The sequence below is a fragment of the Flavobacterium bizetiae genome (assembly GCF_902804475.1).
GTDB lineage: Bacteria > Bacteroidota > Bacteroidia > Flavobacteriales > Flavobacteriaceae > Flavobacterium > Flavobacterium bizetiae.
Genome location: NZ_CADCSU010000040.1, coordinates 67,471 through 88,207 on the forward strand (window position 1 = coordinate 67,471; position 20,737 = coordinate 88,207).

Annotated in this window: 17 protein-coding genes and 1 pseudogene; 16 read left to right on the forward strand and 2 right to left on the reverse strand. The window is 34.3% G+C overall.

The window, feature by feature from the left end:
- Nucleotides 1–215 precede the first annotated feature (215 nt).
- Nucleotides 216–443, reverse strand: coding sequence for a CDGSH iron-sulfur domain-containing protein (locus FLACOL7796_RS03380; protein WP_047777006.1), 228 nt, complete (start codon nt 441–443; stop codon nt 216–218).
- 567 nt (nt 444–1,010) lie between these two features.
- Here FLACOL7796_RS03380 and metG point away from each other — a divergent pair.
- From metG to FLACOL7796_RS03445, 12 genes are all read left to right on the forward strand, one after another.
- Nucleotides 1,011–3,068 carry a methionine--tRNA ligase gene (gene metG, locus FLACOL7796_RS03385; RefSeq protein WP_173969424.1) on the forward strand — a complete coding sequence of 686 codons (2,058 nt, stop codon included), beginning with the start codon at nt 1,011–1,013 and terminating at the stop codon, nt 3,066–3,068.
- Nucleotides 3,069–3,318: 250 nt separating this feature from the next.
- On the forward strand, nt 3,319–3,594 hold the full coding sequence (locus tag FLACOL7796_RS03390; protein ID WP_173969425.1) for a hypothetical protein: 276 nt from the start codon (nt 3,319–3,321) through the stop codon (nt 3,592–3,594).
- 393 nt (nt 3,595–3,987) lie between these two features.
- Nucleotides 3,988–5,427 (forward strand): hypothetical protein, encoded by a 1,440-nt coding sequence (locus FLACOL7796_RS03395; protein WP_173969426.1) that lies wholly within the window; start codon nt 3,988–3,990, stop codon nt 5,425–5,427.
- Nucleotides 5,428–5,659: 232 nt separating this feature from the next.
- Nucleotides 5,660–6,229 (forward strand): NfeD family protein, encoded by a 570-nt coding sequence (locus FLACOL7796_RS03400; protein ID WP_173969427.1) that lies wholly within the window; start codon nt 5,660–5,662, stop codon nt 6,227–6,229.
- A gap of 11 nt (nt 6,230–6,240) precedes the next feature.
- Entirely contained in the window at nt 6,241–7,758 is a 1,518-nt protein-coding gene (locus FLACOL7796_RS03405) for a flotillin family protein (protein ID WP_173969428.1), read from the forward strand.
- Nucleotides 7,759–7,878: 120 nt separating this feature from the next.
- Nucleotides 7,879–8,766 (forward strand): DMT family transporter, encoded by an 888-nt coding sequence (locus FLACOL7796_RS03410; protein ID WP_173969429.1) that lies wholly within the window; start codon nt 7,879–7,881, stop codon nt 8,764–8,766.
- Between the two features lie 319 nt (nt 8,767–9,085).
- Nucleotides 9,086–9,793 carry an HAD family hydrolase gene (locus tag FLACOL7796_RS03415; RefSeq protein WP_173969430.1) on the forward strand — a complete coding sequence of 236 codons (708 nt, stop codon included), beginning with the start codon at nt 9,086–9,088 and terminating at the stop codon, nt 9,791–9,793.
- Nucleotides 9,793–10,428, forward strand: coding sequence for a chloramphenicol acetyltransferase (locus tag FLACOL7796_RS03420; protein ID WP_173969431.1), 636 nt, complete (start codon nt 9,793–9,795; stop codon nt 10,426–10,428). Before FLACOL7796_RS03415 ends, FLACOL7796_RS03420 begins: the two co-directional genes overlap by 1 nt.
- A 96-nt stretch (nt 10,429–10,524) precedes the next feature.
- On the forward strand, nt 10,525–11,652 hold the full coding sequence (locus tag FLACOL7796_RS03425) for an OmpA family protein (RefSeq protein ID WP_173969432.1): 1,128 nt from the start codon (nt 10,525–10,527) through the stop codon (nt 11,650–11,652).
- Between the two features lie 228 nt (nt 11,653–11,880).
- Nucleotides 11,881–13,323 carry a hypothetical protein gene (locus FLACOL7796_RS03430; protein WP_173969433.1) on the forward strand — a complete coding sequence of 481 codons (1,443 nt, stop codon included), beginning with the start codon at nt 11,881–11,883 and terminating at the stop codon, nt 13,321–13,323.
- A 94-nt stretch (nt 13,324–13,417) separates the two neighbouring features.
- A complete protein-coding gene (locus FLACOL7796_RS03435; protein ID WP_173969434.1) occupies nt 13,418–13,936 on the forward strand; it encodes a ferritin in 519 nt (172 codons plus the stop codon).
- Nucleotides 13,937–14,292: 356 nt separating this feature from the next.
- A complete protein-coding gene (locus tag FLACOL7796_RS03445; protein ID WP_173969436.1) occupies nt 14,293–14,985 on the forward strand; it encodes a DUF2461 domain-containing protein in 693 nt (230 codons plus the stop codon).
- A gap of 70 nt (nt 14,986–15,055) precedes the next feature.
- Here the strand turns inward: FLACOL7796_RS03445 and FLACOL7796_RS03450 are convergent.
- Nucleotides 15,056–15,385: pseudogene (locus tag FLACOL7796_RS03450) on the reverse strand (single-stranded DNA-binding protein).
- A 178-nt stretch (nt 15,386–15,563) separates the two neighbouring features.
- On the opposite strand from FLACOL7796_RS03450, the gene FLACOL7796_RS03455 reads away from it, so the two are divergent.
- The 4 genes from FLACOL7796_RS03455 to FLACOL7796_RS03470 are packed head-to-tail and all read left to right on the forward strand — an operon-like array spanning nt 15,564 to nt 20,728.
- A complete protein-coding gene (locus FLACOL7796_RS03455) occupies nt 15,564–17,093 on the forward strand; it encodes a carbon-nitrogen hydrolase family protein (RefSeq protein ID WP_173969437.1) in 1,530 nt (509 codons plus the stop codon).
- Nucleotides 17,090–17,437, forward strand: coding sequence for a hypothetical protein (locus tag FLACOL7796_RS03460; RefSeq protein WP_065451907.1), 348 nt, complete (start codon nt 17,090–17,092; stop codon nt 17,435–17,437). The genes FLACOL7796_RS03455 and FLACOL7796_RS03460 overlap by 4 nt, the downstream gene beginning before the upstream one ends.
- 6 nt (nt 17,438–17,443) lie before the next feature.
- Nucleotides 17,444–19,837, forward strand: a complete 2,394-nt coding sequence (locus FLACOL7796_RS03465) for a M28 family peptidase (RefSeq protein ID WP_173969438.1) — start codon at nt 17,444–17,446, stop codon at nt 19,835–19,837.
- Nucleotides 19,838–19,861: 24 nt separating this feature from the next.
- Entirely contained in the window at nt 19,862–20,728 is an 867-nt protein-coding gene (locus FLACOL7796_RS03470) for a tetratricopeptide repeat protein (protein WP_173969439.1), read from the forward strand.
- The last annotated feature ends 9 nt before the right edge of the window (nt 20,729–20,737 follow it).

A 20,737-nucleotide genomic window follows, 5' to 3' on the forward strand; every position in this document is an offset into this window, starting at 1 on the left:
GAATAGGAATAAATTTAGCGTGCCGTAGGTACGCAATAGTTATTGTTTTGTTGCTTACCTACGGCACGCCAACGTATCGCGAACTAATTTTCTACCCATATTTAGTGTCTAAGGCACAAATTACAGATCTTTAATATTGGGTATTATATCTAACTAAAAAAAGCTGCATCGTCTGACGCAGCTTTTTTTATATTGAAATAAGAAATCGAAAATTCTTAGTTTGTTTTCATTGGTGGTAAATCGAATGCGATAGAATCGTGTTCGAAGTTGTTACGGTGTCCTCCATCGCAAAAAGGTTTGTTTGCAGATAATCCGCAACGGCAAAGTCCTAATGCAGCTCTTCCTTGTAATCCGTAAACTGTTCCTTCCGGATCCATGATTTCGAAATCTCCTTCAATCTTGATAGATCCGTTTTTATTGATGATTAATTTTGTCTTGCTCATAACTTGTTTTTGTTTTTTTTCAGGGCAAAGATTGCAAAATATTTTTTGAAGATTTTAGACAAAGGGCTAGTTTAAACTGGTTCTATTTTATGGGTTTTATGTTTTAGGTTTAATGGCACGCGGATGACGCGGATTTAAATGGATTGACGCGGATTTTCTTTGAAAATCTATGCATTTTGTCAGACTGAGCGTCGGGAGAAGTCCCGCAAAGTGATTCAGCATATGTGGCTTCGACTTCGCTCAGCCTGACAAACCGCGTATTTTTTAGCCCCGATAGAAGTGGAAATCCTTTTACTTTTTTCTTTAAAAAGTAAAAGATTGGAACGGATAGCGGGATTAGCTCCTGAAAAAACTACTAAGAGAAATCAACGCTTTGTAGAGTTTCTAGTGTGGTTGCTTCGTTCCTCGCAATGACAAACAATGAGAAAAAACTTTGCGACTCTGCGCCTTTGCGAGATTAATTCACATTCTTTAAAACAAAAACTCGGCGCTTTTTCTCTGCGAAACTCCGTGAAATAACAAAATCTCAATTCTATTGCTTATTTTTGCACTCAATAAAATTGAGTTATGATACAGAATCCAAAGAGATATACTATTACGGCGGCATTGCCTTACACCAACGGACCTATACATATTGGGCATTTGGCGGGGGTTTACGTGCCTGCAGATATTTATTCGAGATATTTACGTTTGCAAGGAAAAGACGTTGCGTTTATTTGCGGAAGTGATGAACACGGGGTTGCAATTTCGATGAAAGCCAAAAAAGAAGGAATTACACCACAAGAAGTTATTGATAAATATGACGGAATTATTAGAAAATCATTTGCTGATTTCGGGATTTCGTTTGATAATTATTCGAGAACTTCGGCTAAAATTCATCATGATACGGCTCAGGAATTCTTTAGAACATTGTATGATAATGGCGATTTTATTGAAGAAGTAACGGAGCAATTGTACGATGCAAAAGCGAATCAGTTTCTAGCTGATCGTTTTGTGGTTGGAACTTGCCCAAAATGTGGTAATGACGGAGCTTATGGCGATCAATGCGAAAATTGCGGATCGACTCTAAATGCTACGGATTTAATAAACCCAAAATCGACAATTACTGGAGAAACTCCTGTTTTGAAAGCAACAAAGCACTGGTTTTTACCGCTTGACCGATATACTGAATTCCTGACCGAATGGGTTTTGGTTGGACATAAAAACGACTGGAAACCTAATGTTTACGGACAAGTTAGATCTTGGGTTGATGGCGGATTGGAACCTCGTGCGGTAACGCGTGACCTTGATTGGGGAATTGATGTTCCGGTTGAAGGTGCTGAAGGAAAAAAATTATATGTTTGGTTTGATGCGCCTATTGGGTACATTTCATCAACAAAAGAATGGGCTTTACGCGAAGGAAAAGATTGGGAACCATACTGGAAAGATGAAGACACGAAGTTGGTTCACTTTATTGGGAAAGACAATATTGTTTTTCACTGTATTATTTTCCCGGCGATGCTTAAAGCCGAAGGAAGCTATATTTTGCCGGACAATGTTCCTGCAAATGAGTTTTTGAATTTGGAAGGAAACAAACTTTCGACTTCTAAAAACTGGGCGGTTTGGTTGCACGAATATTTAGAAGAATTTCCGGAGAAACAAGATGTTTTGCGTTATGCATTAACATCAAACGCTCCAGAAACTAAGGATAACGATTTTACATGGAAAGATTTCCAGGCGAGAAACAACAACGAATTGGTGGCGATTTTCGGGAATTTCATTAATCGTGTTGTGGTTTTAACCAATAAATATTACGACGGATTTATCCCGACTCCTAACGAATTATCTGAAGTTGACGAAAATACTTTGGCAGAATTAAAAGCGTATCCGGCCGTGATTTCAAGTTCGGTTGAGCGTTACAGATTCCGTGAAGCTTTGGGCGAATTGATGAATGTTGCTCGTTTAGGAAATAAATATCTTGCCGATGAAGAGCCTTGGAAAGTGATGAAAGACAATCCGGAGCGTGTAAAAACTCAAATGTATGTGGCGTTGCAAATTGCTGCTGCATTAAGCATTTTGGCAGAACCGTTCTTGCCTTTTACTGCTGCGAAATTGTCAAGAATCCTGAAAAATGAAGGTAAACTGAATTGGAATGATGTTACTGAAAATTCAGAATTGATTCCATCAGGGCACCAAATTGGTGAAGCTGAATTATTATTCGCAAAAATCGAAGACGAAGAAATACAAAAACAAATAGATAAATTGGAAGCTACAAAAACTGCTAATCTCGCGGAAAGCAAACAACTAGAACCTCAAAAAGAATTGATTCAATATGAGGATTTCGCTAAAATGGATTTACGCATAGGAACTATTATTGAAGCTGAAAAAATGCCAAAAGCAAACAAACTTCTGGTTCTTAAAATCGATACAGGAATTGACGTTCGCACGATTGTTTCCGGAATTGCCGAAAGCTTTTCGCCAGAAGAAATCATTGGAAAACGTGTTACGGTTTTGGCAAATTTAGCGCCAAGAGCTTTACGTGGTGTTGAAAGTCAAGGTATGATCTTAATGACAACAAATGCCGAAGGAAAATTAGTATTCGTAAATCCTGATACTGACGCTCCAAATGGTGAAACGATAAACTAACTTTTTTTAGTAAAAGGTTAGATGCGAAATGTTAAAACATGAGAAATTTCTCATATTTTTTCTTTTTGCCTGAATTTATAGTTGTACGTTTGTCGCGACTAAATATTTCAAACTTTAAATAAAAACTTATTAAAAGTTAACATAAGCGAACCCTCGCCATGGTGATGGAACAGGAAACTGTCCTAAATCTATTCTTTGAATATTTAGTCACACCTAAAGCGAGGGTTTCGTGCGTTTAAAATTTTCGATTATGACTAAAGAAAATGAAAAAACATCAGAACAAGCTGTAATGACAGCAATGGCAAAATTCCTTTCAGAACTTTGGTATGAAGAGGACTTTAGAGATCAACCGGAACATTTGTCCGAAATTTTCGAGACCATTCTCTTAAACGAAATGGGTGACGATCAGGATCTCCGAATCAAAATGGTGACTTCTATCAGAACTAGTAAATTGTTGGCCAACGCACTTGGTTCTTTTACAGACAAGGAAATTAACAATGCCTGCAAGAAAATCATGAATGCGTAATACCACACAAAAACAAGTTTAATCTAAATTTTTATTGTAGAATAATTTAAAATGTGCCGCTAGGCACAAATGATCGGTAGAAAAGATCAGGTTTAAAACTCCGTAGCGTGCCATAGGTACGCATCAAAAGGATTCCCAAGCGTACCTAAAGGCACGCTAAATCTATTGCAATTTCCTTTTTTTCTACCCATCATTTGTGCCTAACGGCACATTTTGATTCTTAATTTGCAGTTTTAAATAACTGCATTATTTTCCTTTACCATGATATCCTATGGAAACAGGGAATTTATTCAAATTAGGGATTTTGCAACATCTAAAACGGGGTTTTATTTTATGTTTCTTTTTTTTTGAAAAAGAAAAAATCAGATCTTCGCAAAAAAATCAGACTAAATAATGATCAAAAAATTATTCTTTGCCTCGCTATTTTTAAATAGTTTACTTTCTTTTTCGCAAGATATTGTAAGTTCTACTTCTGTTGAATTAAAAAAGAATCGTGACATTTTTCAGGTTGTAAATACTGAAAAAAAGGATGTTACTTTATTTGTTAGTGACAAAATAAAAGTAAAAGCCATTCATCTTAACGAAAACATGCAAATTGTTGATAGTATTTCTACCGAAAGACCAAATACTAAGACTTATGATAATATGATTGGTTATAATATCAGCAATAACAATACTAGATTATTCTGGTCGTCTGATAATTATCAGGACATTTATACGCAATTGTTTGATTTTAATACGCGTAAAGTCGAAACAAAACAATATTCTCTTGTATTAAAAGAAGAGAAAATTCTACAAAAATTCAGCGAAAATGAGAATTTCTATATTTTAACTTTTATCAGGAAAAGCAATAATTTGAAACTTCATATTTTTGACAAAGACGGAAACTATAATGCAAAAACAATTTCGCTTGAAGGATTTCACTTTGTAAAACGCACTTATGCAAAAACAGATTTAGATGGAGTATTAAGTGAAAATTTACTTCCTTTTGAACTTCCATATACACTAAAGTATATTACTCCTGAAAACCCAACTTCATTAACCGATGGAGCCAAAAAGAGAAAATGTTACTTTAATAAAAACCAAATTATCATAACTCTGGATACTAATGTTGACTTTACTCAGGTTTTTACTATTGATCTAAACACGTTTACTGCTACAGAAAAAATGATAAAACAACGTTTTATACCAGGAGATCGTACATCTTTAAATTCTAACTCTTTCTATTTTGAGAATAAACTATATCAGATAAAAACTTCATCAGATCTTTTATATTTTAACATAAAAGATTTGGATGACAATATCTTAAAAGAACATTTTGCTAATATTACCAAACCAATCGAATTCAAGAATTCTGAAATATATCAGGAAGGTGGAGATTTCTTTGGAGGAAAAAGAACCTTAGAAACCTCAGCGCAGTTTATTAGAAAAGTAAACAATTTAAATACAGGTCTTTCTTGCTATCATATTGGCGAAAATACTCTAATTACTTTTGGAGGTGTTTCTTCAACTCAGCAATCAGGCGGACAAGCGGCTTTAGGACAATTTGGCTTCATTGGAGCTTTGATTTCAGCAGCAGTATACAATCCAACAATGGAAAACTTCAACTCCTATACTAATAGAAAAGTTGTGAAAATTGAAGGTTTATTTGACAAAGAGGGAAATAATATAAAAGGCGAATTACAACCTTTGGCATTTGATAAAATAAGAACGTTTTTTGACAAGAATACTGATGTTTCATCACAAACCTTATTTAAGATTAGTAATTTTTATTATTTGGGTTATTATGATAATAAAACCAAAGAATATATCATTAGAAAATTTGCTGATTAAAATCTTAAATTCCCGAGTTACCCCAATGGAAACTCGGGAATTTTTTATCGAATATAAAGCAAAGATTATAATTCTCTGCTCAACAACATAATTCCGCCTTTTATGATAGTCATAAACTGGCACGACTCTTTATTTATTTAGACACTACAAGAACATCAATTTTAATTCAAATTAGTTTTCTTTCATAAAAAGTAAGATATTAGCGCCTAAAGTTATTCGAAAAATCGAAATTATGGAGCTATTAGATAGTTTACCCACGTTACTTAAATCTTTTTGGTATATCGCTATTCCAACAAGTATCATTTTTATTATTCAAACCATTATTACCTTTTCGGGGCTTGATGTCGCTGATGGTTTCGACACTGATTTTCATGGTGATATGCACGACGGAGGTTCAGACTTTCAGCTTTTTTCATTACGAAATCTGATCAATTTTTTGTTAGGTTTTAGCTGGACAGGAATTTCTTTTTATACCACAATTGGCGATCAGCCTATATTGCTTATCGTTGCTTCCTTTATCGTTGGGGCTTTGTTTGTGGTTTTATTTTTTCTGGTCATCAAACAAGTACAAAAATTAGCCGAAGACAATTCGTTTAAAATCACCAATACCTTAAATAAAACTGCCGAAGTTTATTTGACCATTCCCGAAAACAAAAAAGGAAAAGGCAAAATTATGATTAGTGTAAACGGTGCATTTCACGAATTAGAAGCCATGACCGAAAATGAAAGAATCCCTTCAGGAGCAGTAGTTAAGGTGATAAAAATAGAAAATAATAATATTTTAATAGTAGAATCCATTTAACATAACCAAGCATGAATCCAATTATTTTAATTGCAGTTGCGGCAATCGTTTTATTCGTAACAATTTCGGCATTAATATCAAGGTACAAACGTTGTCCTTCTGATAAAATCTTAGTCATTTACGGTCGTACCGGTGGCACATCAGCAAAATGTGTGCACGGAGGTGGTGCTTTTATCTGGCCGGTAATTCAGGATTACGCTTTTTTAGATTTAAAACCGCTTTCGATCGAGGCTAACTTAACAAATGCATTAAGCCGCCAGAACATTAGAGTCGATGTTCCATGTCGATTTACGATCGCCATTTCTACAGAAACAGATAGTATGAACACAGCTGCTGAAAGACTTTTAGGCTTATCATCAGAACAAATTCAGGAACTGGCAAAAGATATTTTATTTGGACAATTGCGTTTGGTTATTGCAACCATGACTATTGAAGAAATCAATTCTGACCGTGACAAGTTTTTGGACAATATTTCGAAAAACGTTGATAGCGAGTTGAAGAAAATTGGTTTAAAACTAATCAACGTAAACGTTACCGATATTAAAGATGAATCTGGTTATATCGAAGCTTTAGGAAAAGAAGCTGCTGCAAAAGCAATCAACGAAGCAAAAATTAGTGTTGCTGAGCAGGAAAAAATTGGAGAAACCGGAAAGGCTCTTGCTGACAGAGAAAAAGACACTCAAATTGCCGAAACGCACAGAGACAGAGACGTAAAAATTGCTATTACGCAAAAAGACAGAGAAATTAGTATTGCAACTGCTTCTAAAGATGAAACAATTGGAAAGGCAGAAGCTGCAAGAGATACAAGGGTAAAAACTTCTGAGGCGAATGCGATTGCTATTCAGGGAGAAAATGAGGCAAAGATTGCGATTGCAAATTCTGAAGCTTTACGTAGAGAAAAAGAAGCAGAATCGTTGCGTATAGCAATAACAGCAGAGAAAGTACAACAAGCAAAAGCATTAGAAGAATCGTATGTTGCTGAGCAAAAAGCCGAGTTAGCCCGTTCTGAAAGAGAACGTTCTACGCAAATTGCCAACATCGTAATTCCTGCCGAAATTGCGAAACAAAGAGCCATCATTGAAGCTCAGGCCGCTGCCGAAACTATAAGAGAAAATGCAAAAGGAGAAGCTGATGCGATTTTTGCAAAAATGGAAGCAGAAGCAAAAGGTCTTCTTGAAATATTAACAAAACAAGCCGAAGGTTATAAAGAAGTTGTGGCTGCGGCTGGTGGCGACCCAAGTAAAGCTTTCCAATTATTATTATTAGAAAAACTTCCTGAATTGGTTAAAACTCAGGTTGAAGCTGTTAAAAACATCAAAATTGATAAAATTACAGTTTGGGATTCTGGTAATGGTCAGGGCGATAACGGGAATTCATCGACAGCAAACTTTGTTTCAGGAATGATGAAAACGGTTCCCCCATTGAATGATTTATTCAATATGGCCGGTCTTAATTTACCGTCTTATTTAAAAGGAGAAGATGCTCCGGAAGTTCCTCCAACAATTGAAGTAGTAGAAAAAGAAGAATAACAATCTGCTTATTTTGTATATTATATAAATTGCGTGAACTTTGCTTCACGCAATTTTGCTTTAAAAAAGAATTAAAATACACTTACGAGATTTACCTCAGTAAGTTCGAAACGCATTAAAATGAAAATTACCAAACCAAGATTAGCCTTAATCTGCGGAATACTTTGTATTTCGATTTTCCCAATATTGGTTAAACTCAAACTAACGTCGGGATTGATCTCCGCTTTTTATCGCATGGCTATTGCTCTGGCTCTACTTTTGCCTTATGTGCTTATTACCGGAAACTTCAAACTCCCAAAGACTAAATACGTCTTGTTGGCGGCCCTTTGTGGTCTTTTATTTGCTTCTGATGTAACGGTTTGGAATATTGCTATTCAGGATTCAAGTGCCACTCAGGCTTCTTTACTAACCAATCTGTCTCCAGTTTGGGTAGGGATTGGTTCTTTTTTCTTTTTGAAATCAAAACCAACCACTAATTTCTGGATTGGCACGGTAGTTTCCTTATTCGGAATGATCACTTTAGTTGGTTTTAGCTTTTTTCTGGAACTAGACTTTAATCAGGCTTTTTTGTTTGCCGTTTTATCGGGAATCCTCTATTCGATTTATCTTCTGGTGAGTAAAAATGTACTTTCTCATGTTGATGTTTTATCGTTTATGACTATTAATCTAATCGCCTCAAGTATTTATTTAGGAATTCTTTGTTACGCATTAGACGAACCTTTTACCGGATTCTCAGATACGGGTTGGTTTGTATTAGTTCTTCAGGCGGTAATGTGTCAGTTGTGTGCCTGGCTTTCGATTAGTTATGCCACACAACATATGCGCGCTACAAGAGTTTCGTTAAGTTTATTGAGTCAGGCAGTAATTACATCCATATTAGCTTGGTTGTTTTTAGAAGAACAAATAACTTTACAAATGGTTTTTGGCGGAATCATTTTGCTATTCGGAATCAGGATTACGTTTTATGATAAGACAATCTCTTTGAAGAAACTGTTTAATAAGGGATAAGGTTGAAAAATGGCACGCGGATGAAGCGGGTTTAAACAGATTAACGCAGATTTATTTTTAATCATTCTAATCCCTTAATCTGTGGCAAAAAAATTAGTGCTAATTCGTGAAATTCGTGGCAAAAAAGCTCCACTTAGATTGGGCAGATTGAGCAGATTTTTTTAAAATCATTATAATCCTTTAATCTGTGGCAAAAAAATTAATGCCAATTCGTGAAATTAGTGGCGAAAAGCTCCACGCAGATTCTGCAGATCATAAAATCATTTAATTTGTGGTAAAAGAACCTGAAACAAAAAAAAACTTGAAACAAAAAAAACACATGCTACATAAAAACAAAATACCCAATTTAAAAGTAATCGCATTTGATGCTGATGATACTTTGTTTGTCAACGAACCTTACTTTGAGGAAACAGAACATAAATTTTGTGCTTTGATGGAAGATTATCTTTCGCATCAGGGAATTTCGCAGGAATTATTTAAAATCGAAATTGCCAATTTACCTTTATACGGTTACGGAATCAAAGGTTATATACTTTCGATGATTGAAGCTGCGATGAATATTTCGAACAATACAATTCCGATTGAGGCGATCGCAAAAATCATTCAGTACGGAAAAGAATTACTTGAAAAACCAATCGAACTTCTGGATGGAGTCGAAGAAACTTTACAAGCTTTACACGGAAAATACAAATTGGTTGTTGCTACAAAAGGCGATCTAAAAGACCAACACAGCAAATTACATCGTTCTGGTCTAGGACATTATTTTCATCATATCGAAGTAATGTCAGACAAACAAGAAATTGATTATGAAAAACTATTAGGCCGTTTAGACATTCAGGCACACGAATTTCTAATGATCGGAAATTCATTAAAATCTGATGTTTTACCGGTTTTAGGTCTTGGAGGATATGCCGTTCATATTCCGTTTCATACCACTTGGGAACACGAAAAAATTAGTCATAAAGTAGAACACGAACATTTTAGTTCGTTCGAAAAAATTACTGAAGTACTTCAGAACTTATCATAATGAAAACACTATTAGATTTAGAAAACTGGAACAGAAAAGAACATTTCCAGCATTTCAGACAAATGGAAGAGCCTTTTTTTGGCGCAACTGTAGAAATTGATTGTACCAAAGCCTATCAAACTGCCAAAAGCCTTAAAGCTTCTTTCTTCATTTATTATTTACACAAAACATTGGTTGCCGTAAACTCAATCGAGAATTTTAAATATCGAATTGCCGATGACCAGATTTATATTAACGATCGTGTTGATGCATCAGCAACAATTGGACGCGAAGACGGTACTTTCGGTTTTTCATTAATCGAATATAATCCGGACTTTAAAATATTCGAACAAAATGCTTTAGCAGAAATCGAACGCATTCAAAACACAACCGGATTATTTACAAGATCATTTGATGATGATAATCTGATCCATTTCTCGGCAATTCCGTGGTTGAATTTTACGTCACTTTCGCATGCACGCAGTTACACGTTTCCAGATAGTTGTCCTAAAATTTCCTTTGGAAAAATGATTACTTCAGAAACCGGAAAAAGAACTATTGCCATGTCAGTTCATGTTCATCATGCTTTGATGGATGGTTTGCATATGGGCCAATTTGTTGACTGTTTTCAGGGGTTAATGAATAATGACAAGTAATATTTAACCTTATTCTGTTGTTATAAAAACTTATATTGGAAAGTAATTCTTACAATAAATTGTTTGTTTGGGGAAAATTTAAAATCTCAAATAATAATGAAAAAAATTGTAATTATTCTAGCGTTTTCGCTAGGTTTCACTAGCCTACACGCACAAACTGAAAATACCTCAAATGACTATAATAAATGGTCGATTGAATTAGGCGGAGGAGTAAATAAACCTCAACGTCCTATGACATCTGGTTATTTTACAAGCACACCTAGTCCTTGGGTAGGTGATTTTGGAGTTCGTTATATGTTTAACAACAAATTTGGTTTGAAAGCTGATTTTGGTTACAACAGTTTTACAGCTAAAAATAACTCTATCGATTTTGATTCAAAATACTATAGAATCGATTTACAAGCTGTTGCTAATTTAGGCCGTATCATGAATTTCGAAACATGGACTAATACATTTGGTTTATTAGCACACGCTGGTTTTGGTGTGGCACAATTAGAAAACAAAGATTACCATGTAAAAGACAGAATGGGTAACTTTATTGCTGGTGTTACCGGACAAGTTAGATTATCTAACAGAGTGGCTTTAACTGGAGATTTCTCTACTATCTTAAATGCTGATCAAAACCTTAATTTTGATGGTACTTATATTGGTGAAAACAGAGGTTTCTCAGGTTTACTTTTCAACGGTACTATTGGTGTGAATGTTTATTTAGGTAAAAACACTAAACATGCTGACTGGACTGTACTTTCTGAAAATGTTGATCTTACAGCTTATGACAACAAACTTGCTGAACTTGAAGCTCAGATAAAAAACATTCCGTCAAAACAAGTTATCGTAGAAAAACCTGTTAACAACACGGTTGTTGAAAACAAAGATGTTATGAAAGAAATGATAAACGATAAATATTACAGCGTTTATTTTGATTTCAACAAATCAACTCCAATCGAAAACTCTACTGCTGCAATTGATGTTGTTTTAACTTATTTAAGAAAAAACCCATCTGCATCTTTAGATATCATTGGTTATGCTGATCAAGTAGGAAGATCTGAGTACAATGAAAAATTATCAAATACAAGAGCAACTAACGTTAAAACTATATTTGAAAAAGCTGGAATCGCATCTTCAAGATTAAATGTTGTTGCCGCTGGTGCTGACACATCAATCCAAAAAGATTCTGAAGAAGCAAGAAGATTGGCAAGAAGAGTTACTTTTAAAGTAAAATAATCTTTTACCACATAAAAAATCAAGTCCTAAAGAAAATATTCTTTAGGACTTTTTTTATACCTTTAAGGAAGATATCATGCAAATATTATTGGTAAAAATAAGCTTCTGTAACAAATACAAATTGCGGCAAAATACTAAACCTTAAGCTGAACTATTTTTCATGAATTAAGCATTGAAATCTACAAATAAAGAGATAAATTTGGAATGATTATTGTCGCTAAAAAACACATGAAAAAACTATTATTCTTCTTTCTGATACTCTACAAATCTTCACTATTAGGACAAACGGTATTGAACTCTTACCCATTAAACCTAAAAAAATATGATGATAGCAATCAGATTTTAAATGTTGAAAATTCAATTACACATGATGTTTTTGTTTTTGCAACAAATACAGAAAACATTACGATATTAAAATACAACACTGCTTTATTCTTAAAAGATGAATTCAGCATTCCGCGTACAGATCTTCAGGACAAATCAATAGTGGGATATAGTTTTAGCGAAGACGGAAACCCTACTTTGTATTGGGGAACAGAAGACCTGAAAACCATTTACGTAATCAAATATTACTTAGAAGGAAAAACGTATAAAGTTTTACGCTTTAATTTTCCTGTCTCTAGTCAAAGCATAATAACTACATTTCAGCAAAACAATTTATTTTATATTCTTTCTCAAGATGCTTCTCAACCTGCATTAGGAGTGTATGCTTTTAAAAACGGAATAGTTGAAGAAAAAATCTATGACTTTTCGCCGTTTACTTTCCAAAACAGAAAAACACAATTCTTAACTTTCAATCAGGTTTTGCGAGAAAATCCAATAGAGAAAATAGAATCAGACGAATACAGTACTTTGTCTAAGGCTTCAAAAAAGACCAAAGCATATATGTTAGACAACCATATTATTCTAACATTAGATTATAATCCTAATAAAACACAAGTTTTTGATCTCAACCTTGAAAATCATGATCTAACGGAAAAGATTTTCCCTCAATCAGCTACCCAGGATCAAAGAAAATTAAGCAATTCCTTTTTTTACAAAGATAAAATCTATCAAATCAACACCACTCAGGATGAACTTTTGTTTGATGTAAAAGATTTTAATTCCGGTGAAACAATAAAAAGCTTTAAAGTATCTAAAAATGATACGATCCGTTTTAAAAGTTCGCCATTGCTAATGCAGAGAGACAATGAAAAACCGAAAGAATTAAAGAAAACGAGTAAATTTCTACAACGTCTTTCTTACCTGGACGTAGGTTTATCTGTTTTTAAAAACAATCAAAACATTTTGGTTACTTTAGGAGGAAATCCGCGAATGGAACAAATGTATTATGCCATTAATGATCAAATGTACAGCTGGAATTACACACAAACTTTTCATTCAGAAAGTGTTTTCTTCGAAACTACTTTAAACAATCAATACGATTTTACACTAATACAGCAGCAACCGCTTGCCATGGATAATATTAACTATTTTCTGGATCAAAATAAAAAAGCAACTTTGCCCAATGTATTAAAATTTAAAGATTTCTATATTTTAGGCTATTACGACATTACGGCCAAACAATATATTATGCGTAAATTTACAGATGGATTTATTCCTAACGAACCCACAAATCCTATAATTGACAAGGCAACCTTTTCGAAATCTTTTCCGTTTGATAAACCTTAAATTATTGAAAATTAACGTAAATGTCATGTGTTTCAGGGTTTCAAAAAAACAGGAATAGATTATTTTTTTCTAACTTTACAAAAAAGTCATCATTATGTTATCGAAAAATATTGAAGCAGCTTTAAACAAGCAAATTCGCATAGAGGCAGAATCTTCGCAAACTTACCTTTCTATGGCTTGTTGGGCCGAAGTACACGGATTAGAGGGAATTGCACAGTTTATGTACACCCAATCAGATGAAGAACGCACACATATGCTTAAATTAGTTAAGTATATCAACGAACGCGGAGGTCACGCTCAGATTACCGATCTTAAAGCGCCAAAAACATCATATTCTACTTTTAAAGAAATGTTTGAAGCTCTTTATGACCATGAAATCTTTGTTTCAGAATCTATCAATGAATTGGTACATATTACTTTTTCAGAAAAAGATTATGCAACACATAATTTCTTACAATGGTACGTAGCAGAACAAATCGAGGAAGAAGCAACAGCTAAATCTATCTTAGATAAAATCAACTTAATTGGAGATGACAAAGGCGGACTTTACTTGTTCGACCGTGATATTCAGCAATTAACGGTGACAAGTTCTATCGCTATTAACCCTAAATAAAAAAGTTAAAGTTTATTTAGAACGCTTAAAAATAACTATTTTCTTTTATATTTGCTTCTGTTTTTAAATACGGAGGAAAATTGGGCAAGAAAGAAAAAGATAAGGACAAGAAAAAGGATAAGAAGAAAAAGAAAAACGCAGCTATCCTTGACAAGATTAAAAAGTTGGAAAACTGCAAATCCTCTTGTTGTGAGAAATACAAAAAAAGCGAAAAAAAGCGCTGCTCACGATGTCCTATGTTTGATTTATTCAAAAAAACTGCCTAACAAAATACATACAAAACCCACCCAATTTGGTGGGTTTTTAGTTTTAAAGTATCATTTGCTTTTGATTTTAATAATACTCCAAATTTAATTATGAAACACGACATTATAATACCCAAATCAAGTCTTGATTTTTTAACCCAACTTAAAGAAAACAATAACAAGCCATGGTTTGAAGAAAATAAGCCTCAATACTTAAAAGAACTCAGTCATATCGAAAACTTTGCAGGTGCTCTGCTTGAGGAATTGTCTAAAACGGATGTTTTAGAAACCTCTTCGGGCAAAAAAAGTGTCTACAGAATTTATCGCGATATTCGTTTTTCTAAAGACAAAACTCCTTTTAAAACTTTTTGGGGAGGCAGCTATACACGAGCCACAAGCGCAAGACGTGGTGGTTATTATTTTCATCTTGAAAAAGGAAATAGTTTTTTTGCCGGTGGCTTTTGGGGGCCAAATGCCGCGGACATGAAACGCATCAGAAGCGAATTTGCGCACGATGCTCAACCGATGAAGAAAATATTGCAATCGAAAACCTTTGTAAAAACTTTTGGCACTTTACAAGGTGAGCAACTTAAAACAGCACCAAAAGGTTACGATATAAATCACGAAGCAATAGATTTGCTTCGCTACAAACAGTTCCTGATTATTAAACGTTTTACAGATGACGAAGTATTAAGTCCGCTTTTTTTAGAACAGGCTTTAGAAACCTGCAAAAATATGAGACCTTTTTTCGACTATATGAGCGAAATACTTTCAACCGATATCAACGGTGCTTCGGTTTTATAATTACAATATAAAAATTTTAAACCCGACAGGTTTTAAAAACCTGTCGGGTTATATCAAATTTGGCTAAACATTATCTGCTAAGCAACAAAATTTCGTTTACAATAACTTCGGTAACAAATCTTTTCTCACCGTTTTTGTCATAACTTCTATGGGTTAGTTTTCCCTAAATCGCGACTTCTTTCCCTTTTACCACATACTTTTCGATAATCTCAGCCGTTTTACCCCAGGCTGTCACACGATGCCATTCTGTTTGTTCGACTTTTTCGCCTTTATCATTGGTGTATTTATCGTTTGTAGCAATCGTTAAATAGGCTAATTTTCTTCCACTGTCTAAAGTTCTAACTTCCGGATCACTTCCTGCGTTACCAATTAATTGTACTCTGTTTTTCATTGCATTCATGGCGTGTAATATTTAAATGTTCGTATATAAAGAATTCGTTTATCAAATTCAACATGGCAAAGATGCGACGACTTCAAAAAAATAATCGGTTATCAACTATTTACTTTCGGTTGTAACTATTTGTAAACGTTTGTAAATGGAAATATTTTTCCGTATATTTAACACAAATCATACTACAATGCAAACAAAAATCAATAAAGTCGAATTACGAAATTTAGAATTCGACGACTATCAGCAGCTAAAAAATTCGATGGTTGAATCGTATCCAGAAATGGCGAATTCATACTGGCGATCTAACGATATCAAAAAATTACTCTCAATATTTCCTGAAGGCCAACTTGTTATACTTGTTGACGGTATAGTTGTAGGATCAGCATTATCCCTAATTGTCGATGAGAAATTGGTAGACAAAAGACACAATTACAAACAAATCATTGGCGACTATACTTTCTCCACTCATAATCCTGATGGGGAAATTTTGTACGGTATAGACGTTTTTATCCACCCTAATTATCGCGGTTTACGTTTAGGCCGCCGTTTATATGATGCGCGTAAAGAACTTTGCGAGCAATTAAACTTAAAAGCCATTGTTTTTGCAGGAAGAATTCCAAACTATTCTCAACATGCAAAAAAGATGACGCCAAAAGTGTACATCGATAAAGTAAAACATAAAGAATTACATGATCCGGTACTTTCGTTTCAGTTGAGTAATGATTTTCACGTTTTAAGAATTATTAAAAATTACCTGGAAGGCGACGAAGAATCTAAAGAATTCGCTGTTCTTTTAGAATGGAATAATGTTTATTACGATGAAAGTCCAAAACTAATCAATCTTGAAAAAAGCGTGATTCGTTTAGGATTGGTACAATGGCAAATGCGTCAGTTGAATAATCTGGAAGAATTTTTTGAGCAATCAGAATTTTTTATCGACGTAGTTTCTGGTTACGGAGCTGATTTTGCTTTGTTTCCGGAACTTTTTATTGCGCCTTTAATGGCCGATTACAATCATTTATCTGAAGCTGAAGCCATTCGTGAACTTGCCCGATATTCTGATCCCATCAGAAAACGCTTTCAGGAATTCGCCATTTCTTATAACATAAATATCATTACCGGAAGCATGCCGCTTTTAGATAATGGAAATTTATACAATGTCGGGTTTTTATGCAAAAGAGATGGAACATCAGAAATGTACACCAAAATTCACGTGACACCAAACGAAGTGCAGCATTGGGGAATGAAAGGCGGATCGCATTTTAAGACTTTTGATACAGATTGTGGCAAAATTGGAATCCTGATTTGTTACGATGTTGAGTTTCCGGAACTTTCAAGAATTCTGGCCAACGAAGGAATGAATATATTATTTGTGCCGTTTTTAACCGATACTCAAAATGCTTACACTCGTGTAAAACATTGTTCGCAGGCGCGTGCAATCGAAAATGAGTGTTATGTAGCCATAGCAGGTTGCGTTGGAAATTTACCAAAAGTCAACAATATGGACATTCAATATGCGCAGGCATCTGTGTTTACACCATCGGATTTTGCTTTTCCTAGTAATGGTATAAAGGCCGAAGCGACTCCAAATACAGAGATGACATTGATTGTTGACGTCGATTTGAACTTGCTTAAAGAGCTTCACGAGCACGGAAGTGTAAGGATTTTAAAAGATCGCCGTACCGATTTATATGAAATTAAAAAGATTGAGTCATGAAAACATGTCTCGAATGTTCTGAAAAAATTGTAGGCCGCGAAGACAAAAAATTCTGTTCAGACAGCTGTAGAAATGCCTACAACAACAAAATAAACAAAGACAGTACTAATTTCATGCGTAATGTAAACAACAAATTACGAAAAAATTACCGTATTTTGTGTGAGTTAAATACTGATGGAAAATCTAAAGCAACAAGAGATAAAATGATCAATAAAGGTTTTGATTTCGAATTCTTTACCAATATCTTGCAGACCAAAACAGGAAATACCTACTATTTCCTGTATGATCAGGGATATCGATCTCTGGACAATGATTATTTTATGCTTGTTAAAAAAGAAATATAGTACGTAATGAAGAAAAACCCCACCTCAATTCTGGCCATCGTCTGCATTTTAGCAATTCTTGGCATCATATACGCCTCAATGATGCCGCAATGGATTTCGAAAGATGAAGAAGCCCTTGCTGACTTTTCTACCGAAAGAGCACTAAACCAAGTCGAAATTATTGCGCAAAAACCACATTACGTTGGTTCGACCAATCATGAACTCGTTGCCAATTATCTTAAACTTGAACTTAATCGAATTGGATTGGAAACCTCAATTCAGGAAGGTTTTACACTAAACGACAAAGGATTATTAGTAAAATCTAAAAATATTCTGGCCCGAATAAAAGGAACTGACAATTCAAAAGCACTTTTACTTTTATCACATTACGACAGCGCACCACATTCATTTTCTAAAGGTGCCAGCGACGATGCCTCTGGAGTAGCCACAATATTAGAAGGAATTCGCGCTTTTTTATACGCCAAACAGCCACATAAAAATGATATTATTATTCTTTTTTCTGATGCCGAAGAATTAGGTCTAAACGGAGCCGCTCTTTTTGTCAATAAACATCCATGGGCAAAAGACGTTGGATTGGTGATCAATTTTGAAGCAAGAGGTTCTTCCGGACCAAGTTATATGTTGATGGAAACCAACAAAGGAAATCAGGCACTTGTAAAAGAATTTGCAAATGCAAAAGCCCAATATCCGGTTTCAAATTCTTTGATGTACAGTATTTATAAAATGCTTCCAAACGATACCGATTTAACTGTTTTTAGAGAGCAGGGAAATATTCAGGGTTTCAATTTTGCCTTTATCGACGGACATTACAACTATCATACACAACAAGACGATGTTCAGCATTTAAGTAAAACCACACTAAAACATCAGGGAACTTACTTAATGCCTTTATTAGAGTATTTTTCGAATGTTAATCTAAACGAAACAAATTCTGCAGACGATGATGTTTATTTTAGTGTTCCGTTCTCTTTTATAAGTTATCCGTTTACATGGGTTTTCCCAATGACAATCATTGCTTTAGGATTACTAATTATTTTTATTTTTATAGGAAAAGCCAAACGCGTCATTACTTTCAGAGAAATTTTCAGAGGATTTGTTCCGCTTTTAGGCGCTATCACTATCTCAGGTTTAGTTACTTTTTTAGGATGGAAAATTCTACTTCAAATCTATCCGCAATATTCAGATTTACTTAACGGATTTACTTATAATGGCCATGCATACATTGGCGCTTTTATAACATTAAGTATCGCCATTTCTTTTGCTTTCTACCACCATTTTTCAGAAGCAAAAATCACAATGAATCATTTTGTGGCGCCTCTGTTACTTTGGATTATTATCAATGCCTTTTTAGCCAATAGCTTAACCGGCGCAGGTTTCCTTATTATTCCGGTTTATTTTGGAATTCTGCTATTCGGTATTTTTGTTATTACACAACATTATAGTTTAGGAGTAAATTTATTATTCAGTATTCCTGCACTGGCCATTATTGCGCCTTTTATCGTCATATTTCCTGTTGGTTTAGGTTTAAAGATTCTTTTTGGAAGCGCCATTTTAACCGTTTTACTTTTTGGATTGTTACTTCCTGTATTTGGAGATTTCTATAAAAAAGGTGCCTGGACCATGTTCTTTTTTGCCGTTTCGATCGGATTCTTTATTTATGCCGGTTACCATTCAGGTTACAAACAAGGTGAAGCCAAATCAAATAGTTTATTATATGTTTATAATGCCAATACCAATTCGGCCGTCTGGACTACTTACGATGTAAATTTAGACGAATGGACTAAGACTTATTTGGGAGAAAAAAATCAAAAAGCCGTTGGTTTAAATTCGTTGCCACTAGCCAGCAAATATAATTCAGGTTTTACTTATAGCGCCATTGCTCCTGTTATTGATGTGCCAAAACCAACAATTGCATTTTTAAAAGACAGCGTTGTAGGCAATAATAGATATTTAAAAATCAAAATTACACCGAATAGAAAAGTCAATCGTTACGATATTTATGCTAATCCAAAAATGACCTTTTTTAATTTTAAAGCTAATGGTGTCGCAACTTCAGGCGAAAAAGGAAATCGTCTGGAAAGAGATGGCGGAAAAATACTATGCTATTATGTTGTAGGAAATGAACCGCTTGTCATGGATTTCTATATTAATAAATCATCGGTTTTTGATATGGATTTAATTGAAAGTTCTTTCGATTTAATGACCAATCCGTTGTTTCAGATAAAACCCCGAAGCGACTGGATGATGCCAACTCCTTTTGTTTTAAATGATGCCGTTTTAATTCAGCAAAAAATAAAAAAATATACAGCGCCCGTAGCTCCTCTTGTACCTGAGACAGCGGTAAAAGATAGCACTGTTGTTGTAAAAGACAGTTTAAAACCAGTTGTAAAACCAGAATAAATTCATTTTTCGAATCTAACCATCATGAAGAAAACATTTCTGCTTTTTGTTATTTTGAGTTTTTTTAATGCTAATAGTCAAACTTTAGAAGAAAAAATAGCTGCAAAAGCTTGTTCGTGCCTCGAAAAAAGCAAAGAGATAAACGAAGAGATCTACAGAAATTGTTTGACCAATTCAATGGCAGAAGTAGTTTTGAAAGACAAAGATGCAAAAGTAAGAGAAGGAATTAATACTGTTGAAGGAATCAAAAGTTTGCTTCAAAAATCTGATGAGACGATTGCCAAAACCTGCTCTAAATTTTTACCAAAAGCAGCTGAAGACAAATCGGATATTTATTATAGCGATTCTAAAAACAAAGAAGCCCAAAACTCTTATACAGTTGCCAAAGATTTTATGCTGGCTAAAAATTATAAATTAGCGATCGAAGGTTTGCAATTGGCATTAAAACAAGATCCTAATTTTGTTCTGGCACTTGATGATATTGCAGTTTGCTACAGACAATTGGAGGATTACGATAATGCGATCAAATATTATAAAAAATCACTGGATATTTATCCCGAAGGCGAATATGCCTTAATGAATATTGGAGTGGTTTATTCGCTAAAATCAGATTATAAAACGGCTATAGAATACTACGAAAAGCTTATAAAATACCAACCCAACAATGCCGAAGGGTATTTTGGAGCAGGAAAAAATTACTTGCAAATAAACAATGATGAAAAAGCATTAAATGATATTTTTATAGCACACAGAATTTATAGCGCAGATAAATCAGAATATACCAAAGATACCGAAATGCTTATGGGTGCCATTTATCAAAAAATGGTCAAAGAAAACAAAGAAGACATCTTTAAAAAAATCGCGGCAGAAAATAATATTGCCATCGAATAGTGCTGATAC